Origin of the sequence: Thalassorhabdus alkalitolerans (genome assembly GCF_042656525.1) — a bacterium.
GTDB classification, from domain to species: domain Bacteria; phylum Bacillota; class Bacilli; order Bacillales; family Marinococcaceae; genus Thalassorhabdus; species Thalassorhabdus alkalitolerans.
In genome coordinates this window covers 367088-384020 of record NZ_JBHSOZ010000005.1, presented here as the reverse complement: position 1 = coordinate 384020, position 16933 = coordinate 367088, and the positions used below count along the sequence as shown (strand labels likewise).

At 41.3% G+C, this 16933-nt stretch carries 17 protein-coding genes, 1 pseudogene and 1 riboswitch; of the genes and pseudogenes, 11 read left to right on the top strand and 7 right to left on the bottom strand.

The genetic code is table 11. The features are described from left to right. Positions 1 to 18 precede the first annotated feature (18 nt). Complete coding sequence (cysI, locus tag ACFPU1_RS12790; protein WP_385941777.1) at positions 19 to 1740, top strand: assimilatory sulfite reductase (NADPH) hemoprotein subunit; 1722 nt, start codon at positions 19 to 21, stop codon at positions 1738 to 1740. 77 nt (positions 1741 to 1817) lie between these two features. Here the strand turns inward: cysI and ACFPU1_RS12785 are convergent, their stop codons facing one another. Together ACFPU1_RS12785 and ACFPU1_RS12780 are read right to left on the bottom strand one after the other, a co-directional pair. Beyond that, positions 1818 to 2207: a DUF2243 domain-containing protein gene (locus ACFPU1_RS12785; protein WP_385941775.1), complete on the bottom strand. Its 390-nt coding sequence runs from the start codon at positions 2205 to 2207 to the stop codon at positions 1818 to 1820. A 319-nt stretch (positions 2208 to 2526) separates the two neighbouring features. Further along, complete coding sequence (locus ACFPU1_RS12780) at positions 2527 to 2868, bottom strand: hypothetical protein (RefSeq protein ID WP_385941772.1); 342 nt, start codon at positions 2866 to 2868, stop codon at positions 2527 to 2529. Between the two features lie 132 nt (positions 2869 to 3000). Beyond that, a riboswitch (cobalamin riboswitch) is annotated at positions 3001 to 3199 on the top strand. Between the two features lie 310 nt (positions 3200 to 3509). Between ACFPU1_RS12780 and ACFPU1_RS12775 the strand changes: the two genes are divergently transcribed. The 4 genes from ACFPU1_RS12775 (at position 3510) to ACFPU1_RS12760 (ending at position 6819) form a co-directional block, all read left to right on the top strand. Beyond that, positions 3510 to 4517, top strand: a complete 1008-nt coding sequence (locus ACFPU1_RS12775) for an ABC transporter substrate-binding protein (RefSeq protein WP_385941769.1) — start codon at positions 3510 to 3512, stop codon at positions 4515 to 4517. 103 nt (positions 4518 to 4620) lie between these two features. Continuing rightward, the gene (locus tag ACFPU1_RS12770) at positions 4621 to 5652 is read left to right on the top strand and encodes a FecCD family ABC transporter permease (RefSeq protein WP_385941963.1); all 1032 of its coding nucleotides are present in this window, start codon (positions 4621 to 4623) and stop codon (positions 5650 to 5652) included. Further along, positions 5652 to 6428: a heme ABC transporter ATP-binding protein gene (locus tag ACFPU1_RS12765; RefSeq protein ID WP_385941766.1), complete on the top strand. Its 777-nt coding sequence runs from the start codon at positions 5652 to 5654 to the stop codon at positions 6426 to 6428. The genes ACFPU1_RS12770 and ACFPU1_RS12765 overlap by 1 nt, the downstream gene beginning before the upstream one ends. 19 nt (positions 6429 to 6447) lie before the next feature. Continuing rightward, the gene (locus ACFPU1_RS12760) at positions 6448 to 6819 is read left to right on the top strand and encodes a (2Fe-2S) ferredoxin domain-containing protein (protein ID WP_385941763.1); all 372 of its coding nucleotides are present in this window, start codon (positions 6448 to 6450) and stop codon (positions 6817 to 6819) included. A gap of 304 nt (positions 6820 to 7123) precedes the next feature. Here the strand turns inward: ACFPU1_RS12760 and ACFPU1_RS12755 are convergent, their stop codons facing one another. The 3 genes from ACFPU1_RS12755 to ACFPU1_RS12745 all read right to left on the bottom strand — a co-directional run bounded on the left by ACFPU1_RS12755 (position 7124) and on the right by ACFPU1_RS12745 (position 9510). Beyond that, complete coding sequence (locus tag ACFPU1_RS12755; RefSeq protein WP_385941761.1) at positions 7124 to 8338, bottom strand: MFS transporter; 1215 nt, start codon at positions 8336 to 8338, stop codon at positions 7124 to 7126. 180 nt (positions 8339 to 8518) lie between these two features. Further along, positions 8519 to 9022, bottom strand: coding sequence for a YusW family protein (locus ACFPU1_RS12750; RefSeq protein WP_385941759.1), 504 nt, complete (start codon positions 9020 to 9022; stop codon positions 8519 to 8521). A gap of 203 nt (positions 9023 to 9225) precedes the next feature. Beyond that, entirely contained in the window at positions 9226 to 9510 is a 285-nt protein-coding gene (locus ACFPU1_RS12745) for a hypothetical protein (RefSeq protein WP_054636716.1), read from the bottom strand. Between the two features lie 260 nt (positions 9511 to 9770). Here ACFPU1_RS12745 and ACFPU1_RS12740 point away from each other — a divergent pair, with 260 nt between their 5' ends. The 6 genes and pseudogenes from ACFPU1_RS12740 to ACFPU1_RS12715 form a co-directional block, all read left to right on the top strand. Then, positions 9771 to 10502, top strand: a complete 732-nt coding sequence (locus ACFPU1_RS12740; RefSeq protein ID WP_385941756.1) for a sulfite exporter TauE/SafE family protein — start codon at positions 9771 to 9773, stop codon at positions 10500 to 10502. A 187-nt stretch (positions 10503 to 10689) separates the two neighbouring features. Beyond that, positions 10690 to 11055, top strand: a complete 366-nt coding sequence (locus ACFPU1_RS12735) for an ArsR/SmtB family transcription factor (protein WP_385941753.1) — start codon at positions 10690 to 10692, stop codon at positions 11053 to 11055. Between the two features lies 1 nt (position 11056). Next, the gene (locus ACFPU1_RS12730) at positions 11057 to 13171 is read left to right on the top strand and encodes a heavy metal translocating P-type ATPase (RefSeq protein WP_385941750.1); all 2115 of its coding nucleotides are present in this window, start codon (positions 11057 to 11059) and stop codon (positions 13169 to 13171) included. A gap of 616 nt (positions 13172 to 13787) precedes the next feature. Next, complete coding sequence (locus ACFPU1_RS12725; RefSeq protein ID WP_054636718.1) at positions 13788 to 14105, top strand: hypothetical protein; 318 nt, start codon at positions 13788 to 13790, stop codon at positions 14103 to 14105. A 14-nt stretch (positions 14106 to 14119) separates the two neighbouring features. Next, entirely contained in the window at positions 14120 to 14266 is a 147-nt protein-coding gene (locus ACFPU1_RS12720; RefSeq protein ID WP_385941747.1) for a hypothetical protein, read from the top strand. Positions 14267 to 14456: 190 nt separating this feature from the next. Next, positions 14457 to 15257 (top strand): annotated as a pseudogene (locus ACFPU1_RS12715) (SpoVR family protein); the annotation flags it as partial. A gap of 227 nt (positions 15258 to 15484) precedes the next feature. On the opposite strand, the gene ACFPU1_RS12710 reads toward ACFPU1_RS12715, so the two are convergent. Further along, complete coding sequence (locus ACFPU1_RS12710; RefSeq protein WP_385941745.1) at positions 15485 to 15676, bottom strand: hypothetical protein; 192 nt, start codon at positions 15674 to 15676, stop codon at positions 15485 to 15487. 219 nt (positions 15677 to 15895) lie between these two features. Beyond that, positions 15896 to 16492: a hypothetical protein gene (locus tag ACFPU1_RS12705; protein WP_385941743.1), complete on the bottom strand. Its 597-nt coding sequence runs from the start codon at positions 16490 to 16492 to the stop codon at positions 15896 to 15898. Positions 16493 to 16933: the final 441 nt, after the last annotated feature.

Sequence of the window (16933 nt, the reverse complement as noted above, 5' to 3'; positions counted from 1 at the left end):
GAAGGGAGTAATATCAACATGGTGAACGATAGATTAAAAGCACCAGACGGACCGCCAAGTGATGTGGAACGTATTAAGGAAGAAAGCAACTATTTACGCGGAACATTAAAAGAGACAATGCTGGATCGCATAAGTGCAGGGATTTCAGATGATGATAATCGTTTAATGAAGTTTCACGGGAGCTACCTGCAAGACGACAGAGACTTAAGAAATGAGCGGCAGAAACAAAAGCTTGAACCAGCATATCAATTTATGCTTCGGGTAAGAACTCCTGGGGGAGTCTCTACACCAAACCAGTGGCTGGTTATGGATGAGCTGGCTCAGAAATACGGGAACGGTACATTGAAGCTTACGACTCGCCAGGCGTTTCAAATGCACGGTATTTTAAAGTGGAACATGAAAAATACGATTCAGGGCATCCATAATTCATTACTGGATACCATTGCAGCCTGTGGTGATGTAAATCGTAATGTGATGTGTAACCCTAACCCCTATCAATCTGAAATTCATTCAGAGGTCTTTGAATGGTCCAAAAAGCTGAGTGATGATTTATTGCCGCGAACGCGAGCGTATCATGAGTTGTGGCTGGACGAAGAAATGGTAGCCGGCACACCAGACGTAGAGGAAGAAACAGAGCCAATGTATGGTCCTTTGTATTTGCCAAGGAAATTCAAAATTGGTGTAGCTGTACCTCCTTCTAACGATGTTGATATCTTTTCTCAAGATTTAGGCTACATTGCAATCGTAGAAGATGGAAAGCTGATTGGATTTAATGTAGCAATTGGCGGAGGCCTTGGGATGACTCATGGCGATACAGAAACTTATCCCCAGGTTGCTAAAGTGATTGGCTTTTGTACACCTGAGCAGATTTACGATGTAGCAGAAAAGATTATTACCATTCAGCGTGATTATGGTAATCGTTCCGTCCGTAAGAATGCACGTTTTAAATACACGGTTGACCGTCTTGGTCTTGATACTGTAGTGGAAGAGCTTGAAAATCGTCTTGGATGGAGCCTGGAAGAGGCAAAGCCTTATTCCTTTGACCATAACGGAGATCGTTACGGCTGGGTGAAGGGTATCAGAGGAAGATGGCACTTCACGTTGTATGTAGAAGGCGGGCGTATCGCTGATTATGAAGATTACAAACTGATGACCGGTCTGCGTGAAATTGCGAAAGTCCACAGAGGCGATTTCCGCCTTACGGCTAACCAGAATCTTGTCATTGCGGACGTCTCCAGCCAGAAAAAGAAAGAAATTAATGAGTTGATTGAGCAATATGGTTTAACAGAAGGAAAGCATTATACTGCACTCCGTCGAAGTTCAATGGCGTGTGTAGCCATGCCGACCTGTGGATTGGCTATGGCTGAGGCAGAGCGTTACTTACCTTCTATGATCGATAAAATTGATGAAATCGTGGATGAAAATGGTCTTCGTGATGAAGAGATCACCATCCGGATGACCGGCTGTCCAAACAGCTGCGGCCGTCCTACCCTTGCAGAAATAGGATTTATCGGTAAGGCACCAGGAAAGTACAATATGTACCTAGGTGCAGCCTTTGACGGCAGCCGCTTAAACAAAATGTACCGGGAAAATATCGGGGAAGAAGAAATTCTAAGTGAGTTGAGAGTACTTCTTTCAAGGTATGCTAAAGAACGCAGTGAAGGCGAGCATTTTGGTGATTTTGTGATTAGAGCAGGCGTTATTGAAGCAGTGACCGATGGCACGAACTTTCATGCTTAATTAGAATTAATCAAGGTCCCTTATTCTCTATACAAAAGAGTATAAGGGACCTTTTTTGTAAAGGAAGATGGTATTTATTAATAGTACTTTTCCTCAATTATCGTCTTCCTTTCTCTGATAAGACCGTAAGCAAGCATACCAAAGCCTGTGATAACGAGCAGAAGTTCAATAATAAAAGCTTCCGGGCCATATGTAAGACGATGAAGATGAAATATCCAATGTATGACGATAATATCAAACGTCGCAAAAAAGCCTGAGGCAATGAGGACACCATGGAAAAAAGAAGGCGGAAAGAAACGCCAGGAGATAAAATAAAAAAGCAATGTGACTGCTCCGGCAAAAGCCAAAACCCCCAGCCTTTCTCCCGTCGTTTGGGCAGGAAACCCAAAAGCTTGAGCCTGATATTGATGAAACAGCAAGTCTACATAAAAAACACCAAAGAAGTAACTGATGAAGCGAGTCAACATGGTACCTCCTTTCTCTTGTTACTATTTACCTGTGCTTACATTTAATTTTCACATCCCCGTTATATCTTTTCTTTATTTTTTCCGGCACTCCTTCATGCATTTCGATCACTTAGCTGAATATGGATTGATCCTCTGGCAGGAACATGAAATAATGTTTTGAACAAAAGAAGAAATACTATTTGATAACCTGATAACAGGCTTTGTCCGGCAGTGAAATACAACGATGATAAATGTCTACGCGTGGTATATACTGGACGACATTTACAATCTTCATGACACCAAAAAGGCTGCCCCGTTAATGGGACAGCCGCAGAAGACACTAATCTATTTTTACTAATTCTACAGGTCCGTGGTCATCACAGTGGTAGCCATGTACATGGTGCAGACGTCCATTGACAATAAAGTCATAGTGATCGCCATGAGGAACAACCTCGTGACCGCAGTCATCATTGTGAGTACATCCGCAGTTCATGGGGGCACATTCGTCAGGGTTACTTTCTGTTACTGAAATTTTACATTCGTCCCAGTGGCCGTTGTGCTCGCGGTGAAGGTGACCGTCATGAACATAATCAATATGGTCACCATGTTTAATTTTAGTGTGCCCGCAAGACAAGCTGTGCTCGTGGGAATGTTTTTCATGAACAGAGTGATCGTGCGCCATTCCTATTACCTCCTTTTTATTATTATTTCACCTTTTTAAACTCATTATCCGAAACAGACGAACATAAAACTTTAGATTGGGAAAAGAGAAGATGGACAAGGCAAGGAATCAATGATACGATTTACTAAAATTATACATGCAATGGAAATAGGTGCAAGGCAAATACTGCCTGCTTAATAGGGAAGTCCGGTGAAACTCCGGCACGGACCCGCCACTGTAAGGGGGCCAATGTAATGATTGGCTTTCTCGAGTAATCTCACTGGGTAACACCCGGGAAGGGACGAGAGGATAACCCCCAAGTCAGGAGACCTGCCTATTTCAACATCACTGTTGACCTACGGGAATTAGGGAGGTGGTTAGATGCTGCACTAAAGTGTGCCTTCACTTGAATATAACCTTAATAGGCGTGACAAGACTTCCAGATATATTTGATGAGAAGTAAGCGTTTCTAACCCGATCCCCGGGGTAGAAACGCTTATTTTTTTGGTAAAGGAGTGGTTGCAGTTAATGTAAAAAGTACACAAGTAACACGCTTTGGTATGAAGAGGAAAGAAATCTTTACAAAAAGAGGAAGTGTCCTTATAATTCAAAATATAAATCGTAATAATTACTATTTGCGATTACTGAGGAGGAGAAATAAAATGAATTGGAGCAAAACATATCCGTTGTCTTTTTTACTGATCGGAACTCTTATTATGGCAGCATGTGGAGCAGAGGGGGATACTGAAACCGGAGCTGCTGAAGCGGAGGCTGATTCTTTGTCCCAGGATGAAGCAGTGGTCATTGAGAACAATGGGGAAGAACTTACATTTGAAGAAGCACCCCAGCGTGCAGTGACATTAAACCAGCACGTAACAGAAGTTATGCTCGCTCTAGGGCTTGAAGACCATATGGCAGGGACTGCATATTTAGATGACGGCATACATCCTGAATACCAGGATGCCTATGAGAGTGTACCTGTTTTGGCAGATCAATACCCTTCCCAGGAGCCTTTTTTAAATGTTGAACCTGATTTTGCTTACGCAGGATGGGAAAGTGCTTTTACAGAGGACAATATAGGAACCTTTACTCAGCTCCTTGAGTACGGGATCACCCCTTATCTTCATGAGTCTTCTTCAATGATTGGCCCGACGCTTGATGATGTATATCAGGATATTACTAATATAGGCCAGATATTTAGAGTGGAAGAAAGAGCTGAGGAATTAATCTCTGCTATGGATCAGCGGATTGCTGACGTTCAATCGCAAATAGACCCGGATACAGATGATCCCTTTAAGGTATTTGTATATGATAGCGGGGAACAAGAGCCAATGACTGGCAGTCAATTTTTTATGACAAACTTAATTGAAATGGCAGGCGGTACTAACATATTCTCTGATGCTTTGGACCAAAACTGGGGGAACGTAAGCTGGGAAGCGGTGATTGAGGAGGACCCTGAATGGATCGTTATTGTTGATTACGGGGAAACAACAGCAGAGCAGAAAAAAGAATTTTTGTTATCATATGATGCCTTGGAAAGTGTGACAGCAATACAAGAAGAGAATTTTGTAGTTGTTCCCTTATCCGCTGCTGCTGAAGGAGTCAGAGCTCCTGAAGCGTTTGAGTTGATGGCAGAAGGATTTTACCCGGATATAGCTAACGAAAATTAGGGGACTTCTTATGAGCGGTATAGCAAAAACTTATGAGACCACCCCTTTATCAGGGAAAGATAAAATGGAGGAGAAACAGCTAAAAAGGAATAAAGTTACCTACATGCTTTGGCTCAGCGGTCTTCTAGGATTACTGTTGATATCGATAACTGCAGGGGTAATGCTGGGACCAGTTGCTATTTCCCCTGAAGCAGTATGGGGAATCATTGTTTCGAAGGTTCCGTTTGTGAATGCGTGGATCACAGCTGAGTGGACTCCTGCTCATGAACACATCGTTTGGGATATCCGCTTGCCCAGAGTGCTTTTGGGCGCTGTGGTAGGAGCAGGACTCTCAATTGTAGGTGTGGCTATCCAGGCCCTGGTTCGAAACTCCCTGGCCGATCCTTTTATTCTCGGTGTGTCTTCAGGTGCTTCTGTTGGAGCTACCTTGGTGATTCTGTTTGGAGCTTTCAGTGTATTTGGCCAATATGCTCTTTCACTTGCTGCGTTTTTAGGAGCATTAGTTTCCATTGTTCTGGTTTTTATGTTAGCGCAAGTAAATAAACGAATTTCTACTGCGAGGCTCCTTCTAGCCGGCATAGCCATTTCTATGATATTGAGTGCAGTGACGAGCTTCATTGTTATTTCTGCGCCTAGAGAAGAAGGAATTCGAAACGCTCTTTACTGGTTGATGGGCAGTTTAGCCGGAGGAACCTGGGGGAACCTGTCGATTCCCTTAGCTTCTCTTGTTATTGTGTTTCTTTTTCTTTGGTTTCAATCACGTTCATTAAATCTTCTCCTTATGGGAGAGGAGACGGCAGCTACGTTAGGGATGAATATTGATCAATTCCGAAAGATCCTTTTAGTTATTACTGCTCTTCTTACTGGGGTTTTGGTAGCCGTCAGTGGAGCCATTGGCTTTGTAGGGTTAATGATTCCCCATATTGTGAGGCTGCTTATCGGCTCAGACCATAAAAGGGTGCTGCCGGTCAGTGCTTTGCTTGGAGCTGTATTTCTAATATGGGCTGATATTGGAGCAAGGCTGATTGCTGCACCTGAGGAAATGCCTATAGGTATTCTAACCGCCTTATGCGGAGGACCGTTTTTTATTTGGCTCTTGCGAAGAAGTACATACTCGTTTGGGAGTGAATCATAATGCATGTAAAAGTAGAAGATCTTTCAAAAGATTTATCAGGTGAAAAAATACTGCAAAATATTAATTTACATGTAGATACAAATGAATTTGTCGGGATTGTGGGACCTAACGGCAGCGGGAAATCTACGATGTTAAAAAGCATTTATCGCCACCTTAAGCCTGACTTTGGCATTGTGGAAGTAAACGGTGAAAATATATATAATTGGACGGCTAAAAAAACGGCGAAACATATGGCCGTTGTCAGCCAGGAGTCAAGTGTTCCGTTTGATTTTTCGGTAAAAGAAATGGTACTTATGGGCAGATCCCCTCACAAACGTTTTCTGGACAGAGATAACATAGAGGATGAAAAAATTGCAGAAAAAGCATTATCAGAAGTGGGGATGCTTTCGTTTTCCAGAAGAAGCTTCGCCTCGTTATCAGGTGGGGAAAAACAAAGGGTTATAATAGCCAGAGCGTTAACACAAGAGGCTGATGTCCTTGTTTTGGATGAGCCGACGAATCATCTCGATATCCAGCACCAGCTCCAAATATTAGATCTGGTTAAGCGTTTAAAGCAGACGGTAATAGGAGCTTTACATGACTTAAACCTGGCTGCAGCATACTGCGATAAGATCTACGTGCTTAACCATGGGGAGATCTATGCATCAGGAACCCCACAGGATGTATTAACCACTGAGCTAATGAGAAAAATTTTCGGCGTTGAAACTGTAGTAATGGAGCACCCCATAACCAAGAAACTTGCTATTACTTATTTATCTGAAGGGATGCATTCTTAACAAAGGGGGCAATTTATTTATGGCGACTTGGAATTTATCAGAAACTTCCCACCACATTCTGATTTGTAACGGGGGAAGCTGTATGAAGCAGGGTGGAGAAGAAGTTACTTTAGCAATCAGGGAAGCAATTAAGGACCTTGGAATAGACGACATGGTTCATACGACAAGAACACGGTGTAATGGAAGATGTGAGGACGCTTGTGTGGTCATTGTTTACCCAGAAGGTATATGGTATCAAGGTATTAGTAGACAAACAGGAAAAGAAATTATAACAAAGCATATACAGGAAAAAACGATTTTGGAAGACTCATTAGCTTATCAATATAGTGATGGTGGTTTCTTGCGGCAGCAAGAAGCACCAGCAGGGATATACAAAAGAGATATAAGATGAAAAGGCTACCTGTAAATATACAGGTGAACCGTTTTCTTCTGTCCGTATTGTGGCTAGAGAAGCAGATTTTATGAGAGCTTATAAAGGATTTGCATCTTGGGAAGACGGACAGGAGTTTGTTTAAAATAATAACGGCTCAAAGTCGTTTTTTTCACTTTTATAGAAAAGGAATAAGTAACGGGGAACGCCACTCATAATAAACTTGTAAGAAGCCTTTCTTTATATCGTGAATTTGGGTCTCGTAACAATATGGTCCTCCCTTTTGGTAAAAGGGAGGCTTTTTTTGAAAGCATATTTAGTTACGTTAGGAGCTCTGATGCTCTGCTTTACCTGTTTTTTCAGGAGCAAAAGAGCCGGTTGCAAAGGTCAGGAGAAATCCCCCAAAAAGCAGTGTGCCTAATACAAGGATGGATGGCAGGTATCCAGCGGTCTTCAAGAGATATGCTGAAAGGATGGGCCCCAGGCTTGCCCCAAGGAAAAGGACGAAGGCATTAAAAGATATCGCGCTGCCTTTTGCCGGGCCAGCAAGTTGGCTAATCAGAGAAATCACCACAGGGGTGACAATGGCAATGCCGGCTGTAAACGCCACGCTCGTTATAATAATCAGCGGAAGAGACGGACTGACACTCAAAGCCAGCAGTCCAGCGGAAGCAAGTCCTAAACCAGCTCTAAGAACAGTAAGAACCCCAATATTCTGGGCGATTCGCCCGGCAAATGGAGCAAGAAGCATGCCCAGGATTCCAGCTGCCCGTATGGATAAAATCTGCTGATCAGATAAACTGAATTCTGACCTTAAGTAGGTTCCCAGCACAGAGTACATACCGATAAGAGAAAGGAGGAGCATGAAAGTAATAGAGAAAGCGCTTATGAACTGTTTATGTTTTATAAATGTAAACATATACTTATATGTTGCTAGTATACTTTCTTCTTTTCTTTCAGTAATGTCTTTAGGCAGGAGTGTGATAACGAGTATAGTGCTTATGAAATAAATTCCACCAAGAATGAAAAAAATTGAGTGCCAGCCGTAATATTCATTTATCACTCCGCTTACTACCTGACCGATGATTCCGGCCATTAGAAGCCCGGAGCTTATATATCCTACAGTAGTCAGCCTCTTTTGCGGCGGGAACATTTCATCAGCGTAAACTAAAGAAATTGGAGCAAAAGCTGCAGCTGCTAGTCCTTGAATGCCCCTTAACAAGACCAACACATAAAAGCTCTCTATAAAGCCTAAGGTAATAGTGACTGCTGTTAATATACTAATGCTTGAGACCAAAAAAACCTTTCTGCCGTAGCGATCGGACAAAGGGCCGTAAAGAAGGCATCCAATGGCATAGCAAAGAGAAAAAGAACTGCCGATCCAGGCAGCCTGAGTCAAGCTTACACCAAAGGTATGAGACAGGTCATGTTCTAAAGGGATCGTTAGATACATGCTCGATAAGATAACCAGGCCGCACCAGAACAATATAAAAGTGGAAATGAATTGTTTGGAAGATTCATTGATATAGGACAAGGACATAAGTTGACTCCTTTCACAGTTTACCAGTCTTTTAGGCCAGCAAGTCGGGATAAGAAAACATGAGTATTATTAGTATGGCAGGAAAGAAGGAAAAAGTGGAAGGGAAAGTCTGTGAATGCGATAGGGTCAACAATGTTCTCCAATAAAAAAAAGCATTCCGAAGAATGCTTTTTCACTAATTTACGATAAACGTTCAATTTCAATTTCAGTACCGTCTGCAAAAGTGATTTCAAGGCCGAAATCATTAATCTCTTCTGGAACAAGTCCAAAAACAGCTAACACCTCATCAGCAATTTGAGCCTCGCTCATTTGACTGGAAACATTCAATTGCGCCAGCATTTCCTCCATATGCTGTACAGCCCAGTCACCGCCTTGATCAGCTTCTTCTCCATGTTCGTGCTCCACTTTTGCATCTACATCATTGGTGGTTCGTTTATATTCCCATTCTACTTCATCGTCGTATATCGTTCTAACCTCAAGGTCAAATTCCCGAATGTTATCAACGTTCGTTTGAAAAGCTTGACCACCGAAGTTGTCTTGTGCATTCATGCCGGTCTGATTTCCAGCCTGGTTTCCGGCTTGGTTTCCTCCTTGACCTGCTGCATCGCCTCCATTACATCCTGTACTCATAAAAGTTAACATTACAGCTAGAAAGAAAACGGCACCACGGGTGAATTTCTTCAATGTCATCGCTCCTTTGGCATATTTATACTTTTAGAGTGTCTAGAAATTAATAAATTATGCTCACAAAAGGAGGATGAGGAAAATATAGCTGGGGTGCCAGGCACTGAAAAGAGGAGGGGAGCCTAAATCAATGGAAACCCTTGTTATATAGGGGAAGTATCATTACAAATGTTACAAACCTAGATGGGGTGCCAGGCACCCCCCTATTCGTTTCGTCCTGCTTCGATCAGTAAAAAGGTAGCGGTTATGATGTGCATAATCATTCCCACAAACGGAATCCATGCTATGCAGGAGGTGACAATCCCCAAAATATGTCCTGTTTTCTTTCTGCCTTCATTCGTTGTGATCACTAACGCTACGATATGTAATGCAAGCATAATTAATAATGGTACCCAATAGAATCCTAAAACGATCGTTGCCCCGAGAATGGGAAAGCCAAGCAATGCTTCTAATCCTCCTGCTACCCACTTTAATACTCTACCTGCCATTCCAACACCTCCTTTTCTGCTTTTTCCATTAAACTCACAGCACTTATTGTATTTAAACAAAATGAGTTTGGCCTTTTATCAGATTTATGAACAGGTAAGGAGCAATATGTTTTTAAGTAGCTTCCAATACAGCAAGAGGGCATCAATTTTTTAACAACTTGTTATGAGCAGAAGACAACACAAGTGATGATCAGTTCTATATGATAAAAAGGAAGGGACGTCAAAGTAAGAATAATACTTATTGATTGGTGTTGAACAAAGTGGGCTTAGAATTATTATTTGTCTTTGTTATCGTTGTGATTGGGGGATTTATTCAGGGGGCCAGCGGTTTTGGCTTTGGATTAGTTGCTATGGGATTCTTGCCGCTTTTTCTTACGTTAAAAGAAAGCACGCTGATTGTTATTGCGTTACTATTTGTGGCTTCGTTGAGCATTGTTCGAAAAATGTATCAGTACATAGAACTGAAGGGTCTTCTACTTATTATCCTTCCTGCGATGGCAGGAAGGGTGTTCTCTTTTTTTATTTTGACAGCTTACGGAGATATGGATGTGTTGAAACAGGTGCTTGGTTTCTTTTTGATTGGAATGGTTATTTACTTACTTCTTAAAAAGAAAGCCTCTCCTTCTGCAGAAATGAAGCTAGTGACACCGTTGGTACTTGGATTTTTAGGTGGGTTTATTGGCGGGATTTTTGCAGTAGGAGGCCCATTTTTTGTATTTTACTTTTTGATGCTTTACCAGGACAAGTATAAATACAATGCCAATCTGCAAGTCACTGTAGTCATAACAAGTTTATTTACCCTGCTCCTCCACGGCCTGAATGGTGATTTTGATGTTTCGCTGTTTGGGTATATTTTGGCAGGAATTCTGGGAGTGTTTTTAGGAACAGCACTAGGATTAAAGTGGTTTGAAAACCTTCCTGCTGCTTTTATCAAAAACCTTGCCATGATAATGGTTTTGCTGGCAGCCATTAATTTAATCCTGTTTAGTTAAGAACACTTTAATAGGGTACAGTATATGTGCCAAAAAAGGACAGAAACTGTACCCTATTATCCATTAACTATTTGTCCGAAGAGGGGAGATTTTTTAATTAACATTCAAACATTCATTTGAATATAATCATGTAATATAATATTATTGTAACAATCAAATTAATATTTGAATGATAGGTGGGAGACATATGACACCAAAGGATCAATGTGAAATATTTTGTTATGACGAGGAAAAAGTCAACAGATTAAAAGAAACAATTATATCTGAAGATATGCAACATATGGCTCGAATGTTTAAGGCGCTTGCTGATGACACAAGAATGAAGATTGCTTATTCCCTGAGTCAGGAAGACGAATTATGTGTTTGTGATGTGGCCCATATCATTGGAGCTACCACCGCCACGGCTTCTCATCACCTCAGGCTCTTACGTAACATGGGGCTGGCAAAATACCGAAAAGAAGGCAAATTAGTATTTTACTCCTTGGATGACGATCATATTAAACAATTGATCCTCATCGCCTATGAACATAAGCAAGAAGAAAAAGGTGAGTGATATGGCAGAAAAAAAGACTTACAATGTTCAAGGATTTACCTGAACTGACTGTGCTGCTCAGTTTGAGCAGAATGTAAAGAAGCTGCCAAGCGTAAAGGACGCCAAAATAAATTTTGGAGCTTCAAAAATTACAGTGTACGGTAACCCTTCTATAGAAGAAGTAGAAAAAGCAGGAGCTTTTGAAAACTTGAGGGTAGTGCATGAAAATGAACAACTGACCCGTATTCCCTTATGGAAAAACCAGGGGGCAGTAAAAACGATTATCTCAGGGATATTACTCATTCTAGGATTGATATTGTACCTCGTGATGGATGATGAAACTCTTCTGCCAGTCATAGCTTTTGCTTCTTCCATTCTTATTGGGGGATACAGCTTGTTCATCCAGGGTTTTAAAAACCTTGTCCGACTTCGCTTTGACATGAAAACGTTAATGACAGTAGCTATCCTTGGTGCTGCAGCAATTGGGGAATGGGCAGAAGGAGCAGCCGTAGTATTTTTCTTTGCGATCAGTGAATGGCTGGAGATGTATTCAATGGATAAAGCCCGTCAGTCTATTCGGTCACTAATGGGTATTGCCCCCAATACTGCCACCATTCTACGAAACGGACAGGAGATTGAAATTCCTGTGGGAGAAATAGTGATTGGGGATATAATGACCGTGAAGCCAGGGCAGAAAATTGCTATGGACGGTATTGTGGTAAATGGATATTCCTCTGTCAACCAGGCGGCTATTACAGGTGAATCGATACCCGTTACAAAAGAGATTGATAGTGAAGTCTTTGCCGGAACATTAAATGAAGAAGGGCTTCTGGAAATCAAAGTCACCAAGAGAAGCGAAGATACAACGATCGCAAGAATTATTCACATGGTAGAAGAAGCTCAATCAGAACGTGCGCCTTCACAGGCTTTTGTTGATCGATTTGCCAAATATTACACACCAGCTGTGATGGCAGTGGCTCTAGTAATGGTTACGGTTCCTCCGCTGCTGTTTGGCGGGAACTGGAACGAGTGGGTCTACCGAGGGCTGGCACTGCTTGTTGTCGCATGTCCATGTGCTTTAGTTATCTCTACCCCTGTTTCTATTGTGACGGCTATTGGAAATGCAGCCAGAAACGGTGTGTTGATTAAAGGCGGAGTCTACTTGGAGGAAGCAGGTGCGTTATCTGCTATAGCTTTTGATAAAACAGGCACATTAACAAAGGGAATACCAGAGGTAACAGACATTATTCCTTTACAAAAAGAAAATACGACAGATTGGTTTACAATTACCGCAGCCATTGAAAAAGGGTCTAAACACCCGTTAGCTGCTGCCATTGTTAGAAAGGCAGAGGAAAATGAGAGAGAACATTCTCCGTATGAATTGGCTGACTTTACATCTGTGACAGGTAGAGGCATTCAAGCATCAGTAAACAGTCAAATATTTTACGTAGGAAGCCCGGAGTTTATAATGGAGCAGGTTTCACCGTTACCTGAGACTGCAATGAAAAAGATTAAACAGCTGCAGGAAGCAGGAAAAACAGTTATCGTTACTGCTGATAAATCCACTGTCCTTGGACTGATAGCTGTGCGCGATGAAGTTCGTGAAGGGAGCCGTGAGATTATAAGGTCACTGCATCGCCTGGGAGTAAAGAACACAATCATGCTGACAGGTGATAATTCTTTAACTGCGAATTCAATTGGAGGGCAACTAGGTATCACAAAAGTTCAAGCAGAATTACTTCCACAAGGAAAGCTAGAAGTTGTAAAACAGCTGAAGGAAGAACAGCAGAAGGTGGCCATGATAGGAGATGGAGTAAATGATGCCCCTGCTTTAGCTGCTTCCACAGTGGGAATCGCCATGGGAGGGGCAGGCACTGATACTGCTCTTGAAACAGCAGATATTGTATTAATGGCTGATGATATCAGCAAATTGCCGTTCACTATTCAACTCAGCAGAAAAACTATACAAATTATAAAGCAGAATATTGCATTTTCTATAGGTATAAAGCTTATTGCCATGGCATTCATTATTGCTGGCTGGCTGCCTCTGTGGCTGGCGATTTTAGCAGACGTAGGTGCCACTCTTCTTGTGACATTAAATGGTATGAGGCTGACCAGAATAAAAGTTAACAAGTAATTTTCCTCCTAGTAGAACGGTAACTAGGAGGTTTTTGTCATGATGCAGAGGGAATCTCTAATTATAAAATGATTCATGGAAAAGAAGTAAGAGGATAAGTTTATTATAATAACGAAATAAGGAACGATGGAGAATAGATTTTTATCCTTGCTTCACTTTTGATGATGGCTGCTTCAGACAATACCATCTGTGGGAAGTTTCGGTTTTTGTTCTGAAAAGTCCTGATTACATGTTTTGGTGAAGTGCATCAAGAGTTTTGATTTTTGCTTGGTTCAGTGGGATTTGAAAAGGGAATAAGGTTACAACTGAAAAGTTGGAAGATATGAGGAGAGGAGTGGTAAGAGAAAGGTGATTTCGCCGACTGTGATTCTTTCTAATATAGTCGTCAATCGTATTGAAAGGAAATACCTTGCTCACTTGCCGTGACTTTGCGGACAAACGGTGAATACCTGTATAAGAGGGCCGTAATCCTTAGAAAGAAATAGAGATTATTTTATATATCGTATTCAGAAAAAACAAATAAATAGGTCTGACATCAAGTATAATGGACAGGAAAAGAAATAAGAAACAAAGGAAATCCTCTTTTTCCCACCCTACGTAAAAAGGAGAGAAGACGATGAGAGAAAAGTGGACAAAAGCTGCTTGTCAAGCCATTGAAGAAGCTCTTTCCCACCCACCGTTTTTTCAAGACTCCTTGCGATGCGGAGTGGTCAGTTGTCGTCTGTCAGAAGGGTACAGGCAGACCTACGTGGATGTCTTTATTAAAGAGCGCCACATGATCCGCGTGGTTCTTTGCGAACGAGAAAAAAAGGTTACCCATGTCATGCGGGCAAGCACGATGGAAAAAGTGCCCGAATCCCTTTGCCGAGTGATCAAAACCCGCTTACCAAATCTTGTTTGGGGATCGTCCAACCCTTCAAAAGAAGCCAGTTAACAGGAGGGGATATTATGAAAAAGAGAGAGAGAAAGCGTAGTCTAATGTATCCACTCTTTGAGCAAAGGAGTAAAGAAATAGATAATGACCCGATATACCTGAAATGGCAAAAAAAAATGAGGAAACTAGAAAAGAAACTGAAGAAGAGACCATGGTGGTAAGGTCCTGAATCGAATGATCAGGATCATTTTTTTGTGCTTCCTGAGGCACCACGGAAAAGTCGAACGAGGGGGCCTCTCTACCTTGTATTATTCAGCTCTTAAAGGGCTCTGCTAGAATGTTTTTTGTCATGCCTGTCTTTGACAAATCATAAAGATAAAAGAAGACGCATGATTAAGGGGGCGCCTAAGAATGACCGATGAATTTAAGGATTTAAATCGGGCGATTGAGGAAATTACGGAGATCGCAGAAGGATTCGGGCTTGATTTCTACCCAATGAGATATGAAATTTGTCCAGCGGATATCATTTATACATTTGGAGCATACGGTATGCCGACGAGGTACAACCACTGGAGCTTTGGGAAGCAATTTCATAAAATGAAGCTTCAGTATGATTTGGGACTAAGCAAGATTTATGAGTTAGTCATTAACTCAAATCCATGCTACGCTTTCTTGCTAGGAAGCAACAGCCTGATCCAAAACAAGCTGATTGTCGCTCACGTGCTGGCCCATTGTGATTTCTTTAAAAATAATGCCAGGTTTGCAAACACCCGCCGTGACATGGTGGAGAGTATGAGTGCCACTGCAGAACGAATCTCTAACTATGAAATGATTCACGGTAAGGAAGAAGTGGAAACATTCTTGGATGCAGTCTTGGCGATCCAAGAGCATATTGACCCAAGCTTGGTTCGACCAAAGTTGTCCTGGTCCCTTGACGATGTGTATGAGATAGATGAAGATGAGCCAAAGGAAAGAAATACTCCATACGATGATTTATGGAAAATGGATGTGAAAAAGAAAGAAGAACCGCAACGCAAGCGTAAAAAAGCTTTCCCTCCACAGCCGGAAAAGGATATTCTTCTTTTTATTGAAGAATACAGCCGAGAACTAGAATCATGGCAGCGTGACATCTTAACCATGATGCGGGAAGAGATGCTTTATTTCTGGCCGCAGCTTGAAACAAAAATCATGAACGAAGGCTGGGCTTCGTTCACATAGGGTGTTCCTGAGTTAGCGCAACTAGCTGTCTAAATTCCTGTTAAAACTCTAAAGCTCCTCTTCGCCTCTTCCTTATTTGATTAACTACATATTTATAAAACAATGACCATTCTAATTAACTAACTGAAGTACTGTACTTATTCTCTTCATTGAAATCATCTTCCCAAATTAACGTAACGCCCCAAGGTAACGGATTCCCTTCGGGTAATACTATTCTTATATCATAATGGGGTTCTGGCCCTATAAGCTTTAGAGGGAAGTTTCCAATCGTATGTTGCTATTTTCTTCTCCATGTATAAATACCCTGATGAAGCGCCTCTGTTTTTCCTACGTTTTTTATTCTTAGAACGTGTTCTCTCCACTCTTAACTTTGCTTTTCTCTTTTCATTTTTTTCGGTCTTTTTCTTTGTCATGCATTAATATAACTCTCCAAAAGGCTATGTTAAAGTTTAATGTTGGTATTTATAGAAAAACAGAACTCCCATAAAACTGGAAGTTCTGTTCGGGTTTATTGTTTTATTTACCTAACGCTCGCCGTTAGCACAATAACCCCACCATTATACCGACCCTATTTCAAGTGTGATGTTCCCCCTGTTGTCGTGAAAACATACCAATAATATTTATCCAATATTTTAAGGAGTATTGGCTCTAATTTCTGCACCAGTTAAAATAATGGGACCTCTGATATATGCATTATCATCTAAAGTACCTACCCTTAGTCTGTACTGAACAAGTTGTGGACCTTGTGTAAGAATGGGAGTTTCATCTACAAAAGTGAAGCTACTGGTGAAGGTATCTGGATTCGGCGATTCACCCTCTTGTTCGGTGGTGAAAATTAACTCTTCCGTTCCCGCTGGTCGTGTACGAGTAATAGCGAATACTACATCAGGTACACCCGAACTTGCACTCCATCCAACTGTGCCAGTCATCCATACTCTGCTGGAAATATTGTCAACATTCACACTGATGGTTGCAATTTCAAGACCATCAGTAGGTAAATCGCTCGGTGTGGAAACACCAGGAATTTGAATACCTGGGTGAACCGTAGTAGTAAGTGGCTGATCCACTTGAAATTCTGTTAATAATCCTTGTCCTCCATTTCCGTTCACTGGTGCTGGTGAAATGTTAATGACTGGATTGACTTCAATGGTTGGATTAAACCTAATGGTATTGTTACAACTACACCGTTTTGACTTACAGCGTGGACAATGAATTGGTCTAACGCCCATCTAAAGAACACCTCCTTTAATCTACTCGATATAGTCTATTGGTTTAATATTTAGAGGTATCAGCAATTGCAGGAGGTTATTAGTGGATTTTACTCTATTAGTCCTTAGTCAAGACTTTTTTGTTGAGCATAACTGTTTTGTTAGTTCAATAATAAATGGTATGTCCTTATTAAGTGGGACTCCCCGTTAGTTGAATAAGAAATAATGTTTAAATCAAATTATCAACAACAACCTTTAACAGAGCCCTCCAAAAAGACAAAGAAACGGCAACAATTGAAATGAATAAACTTAATAAACTAATTAAAATAGCAGTATCCAACTTTTATTTGATTCTCCCTTAAAGCAATAATGATAAAACAGTTTTAAACAAAAAGTAATCAATTTTCCTACAAGGATGTCATAATTTATGAAAAACCCTCTATGTATAACAAAAAGCTAAAA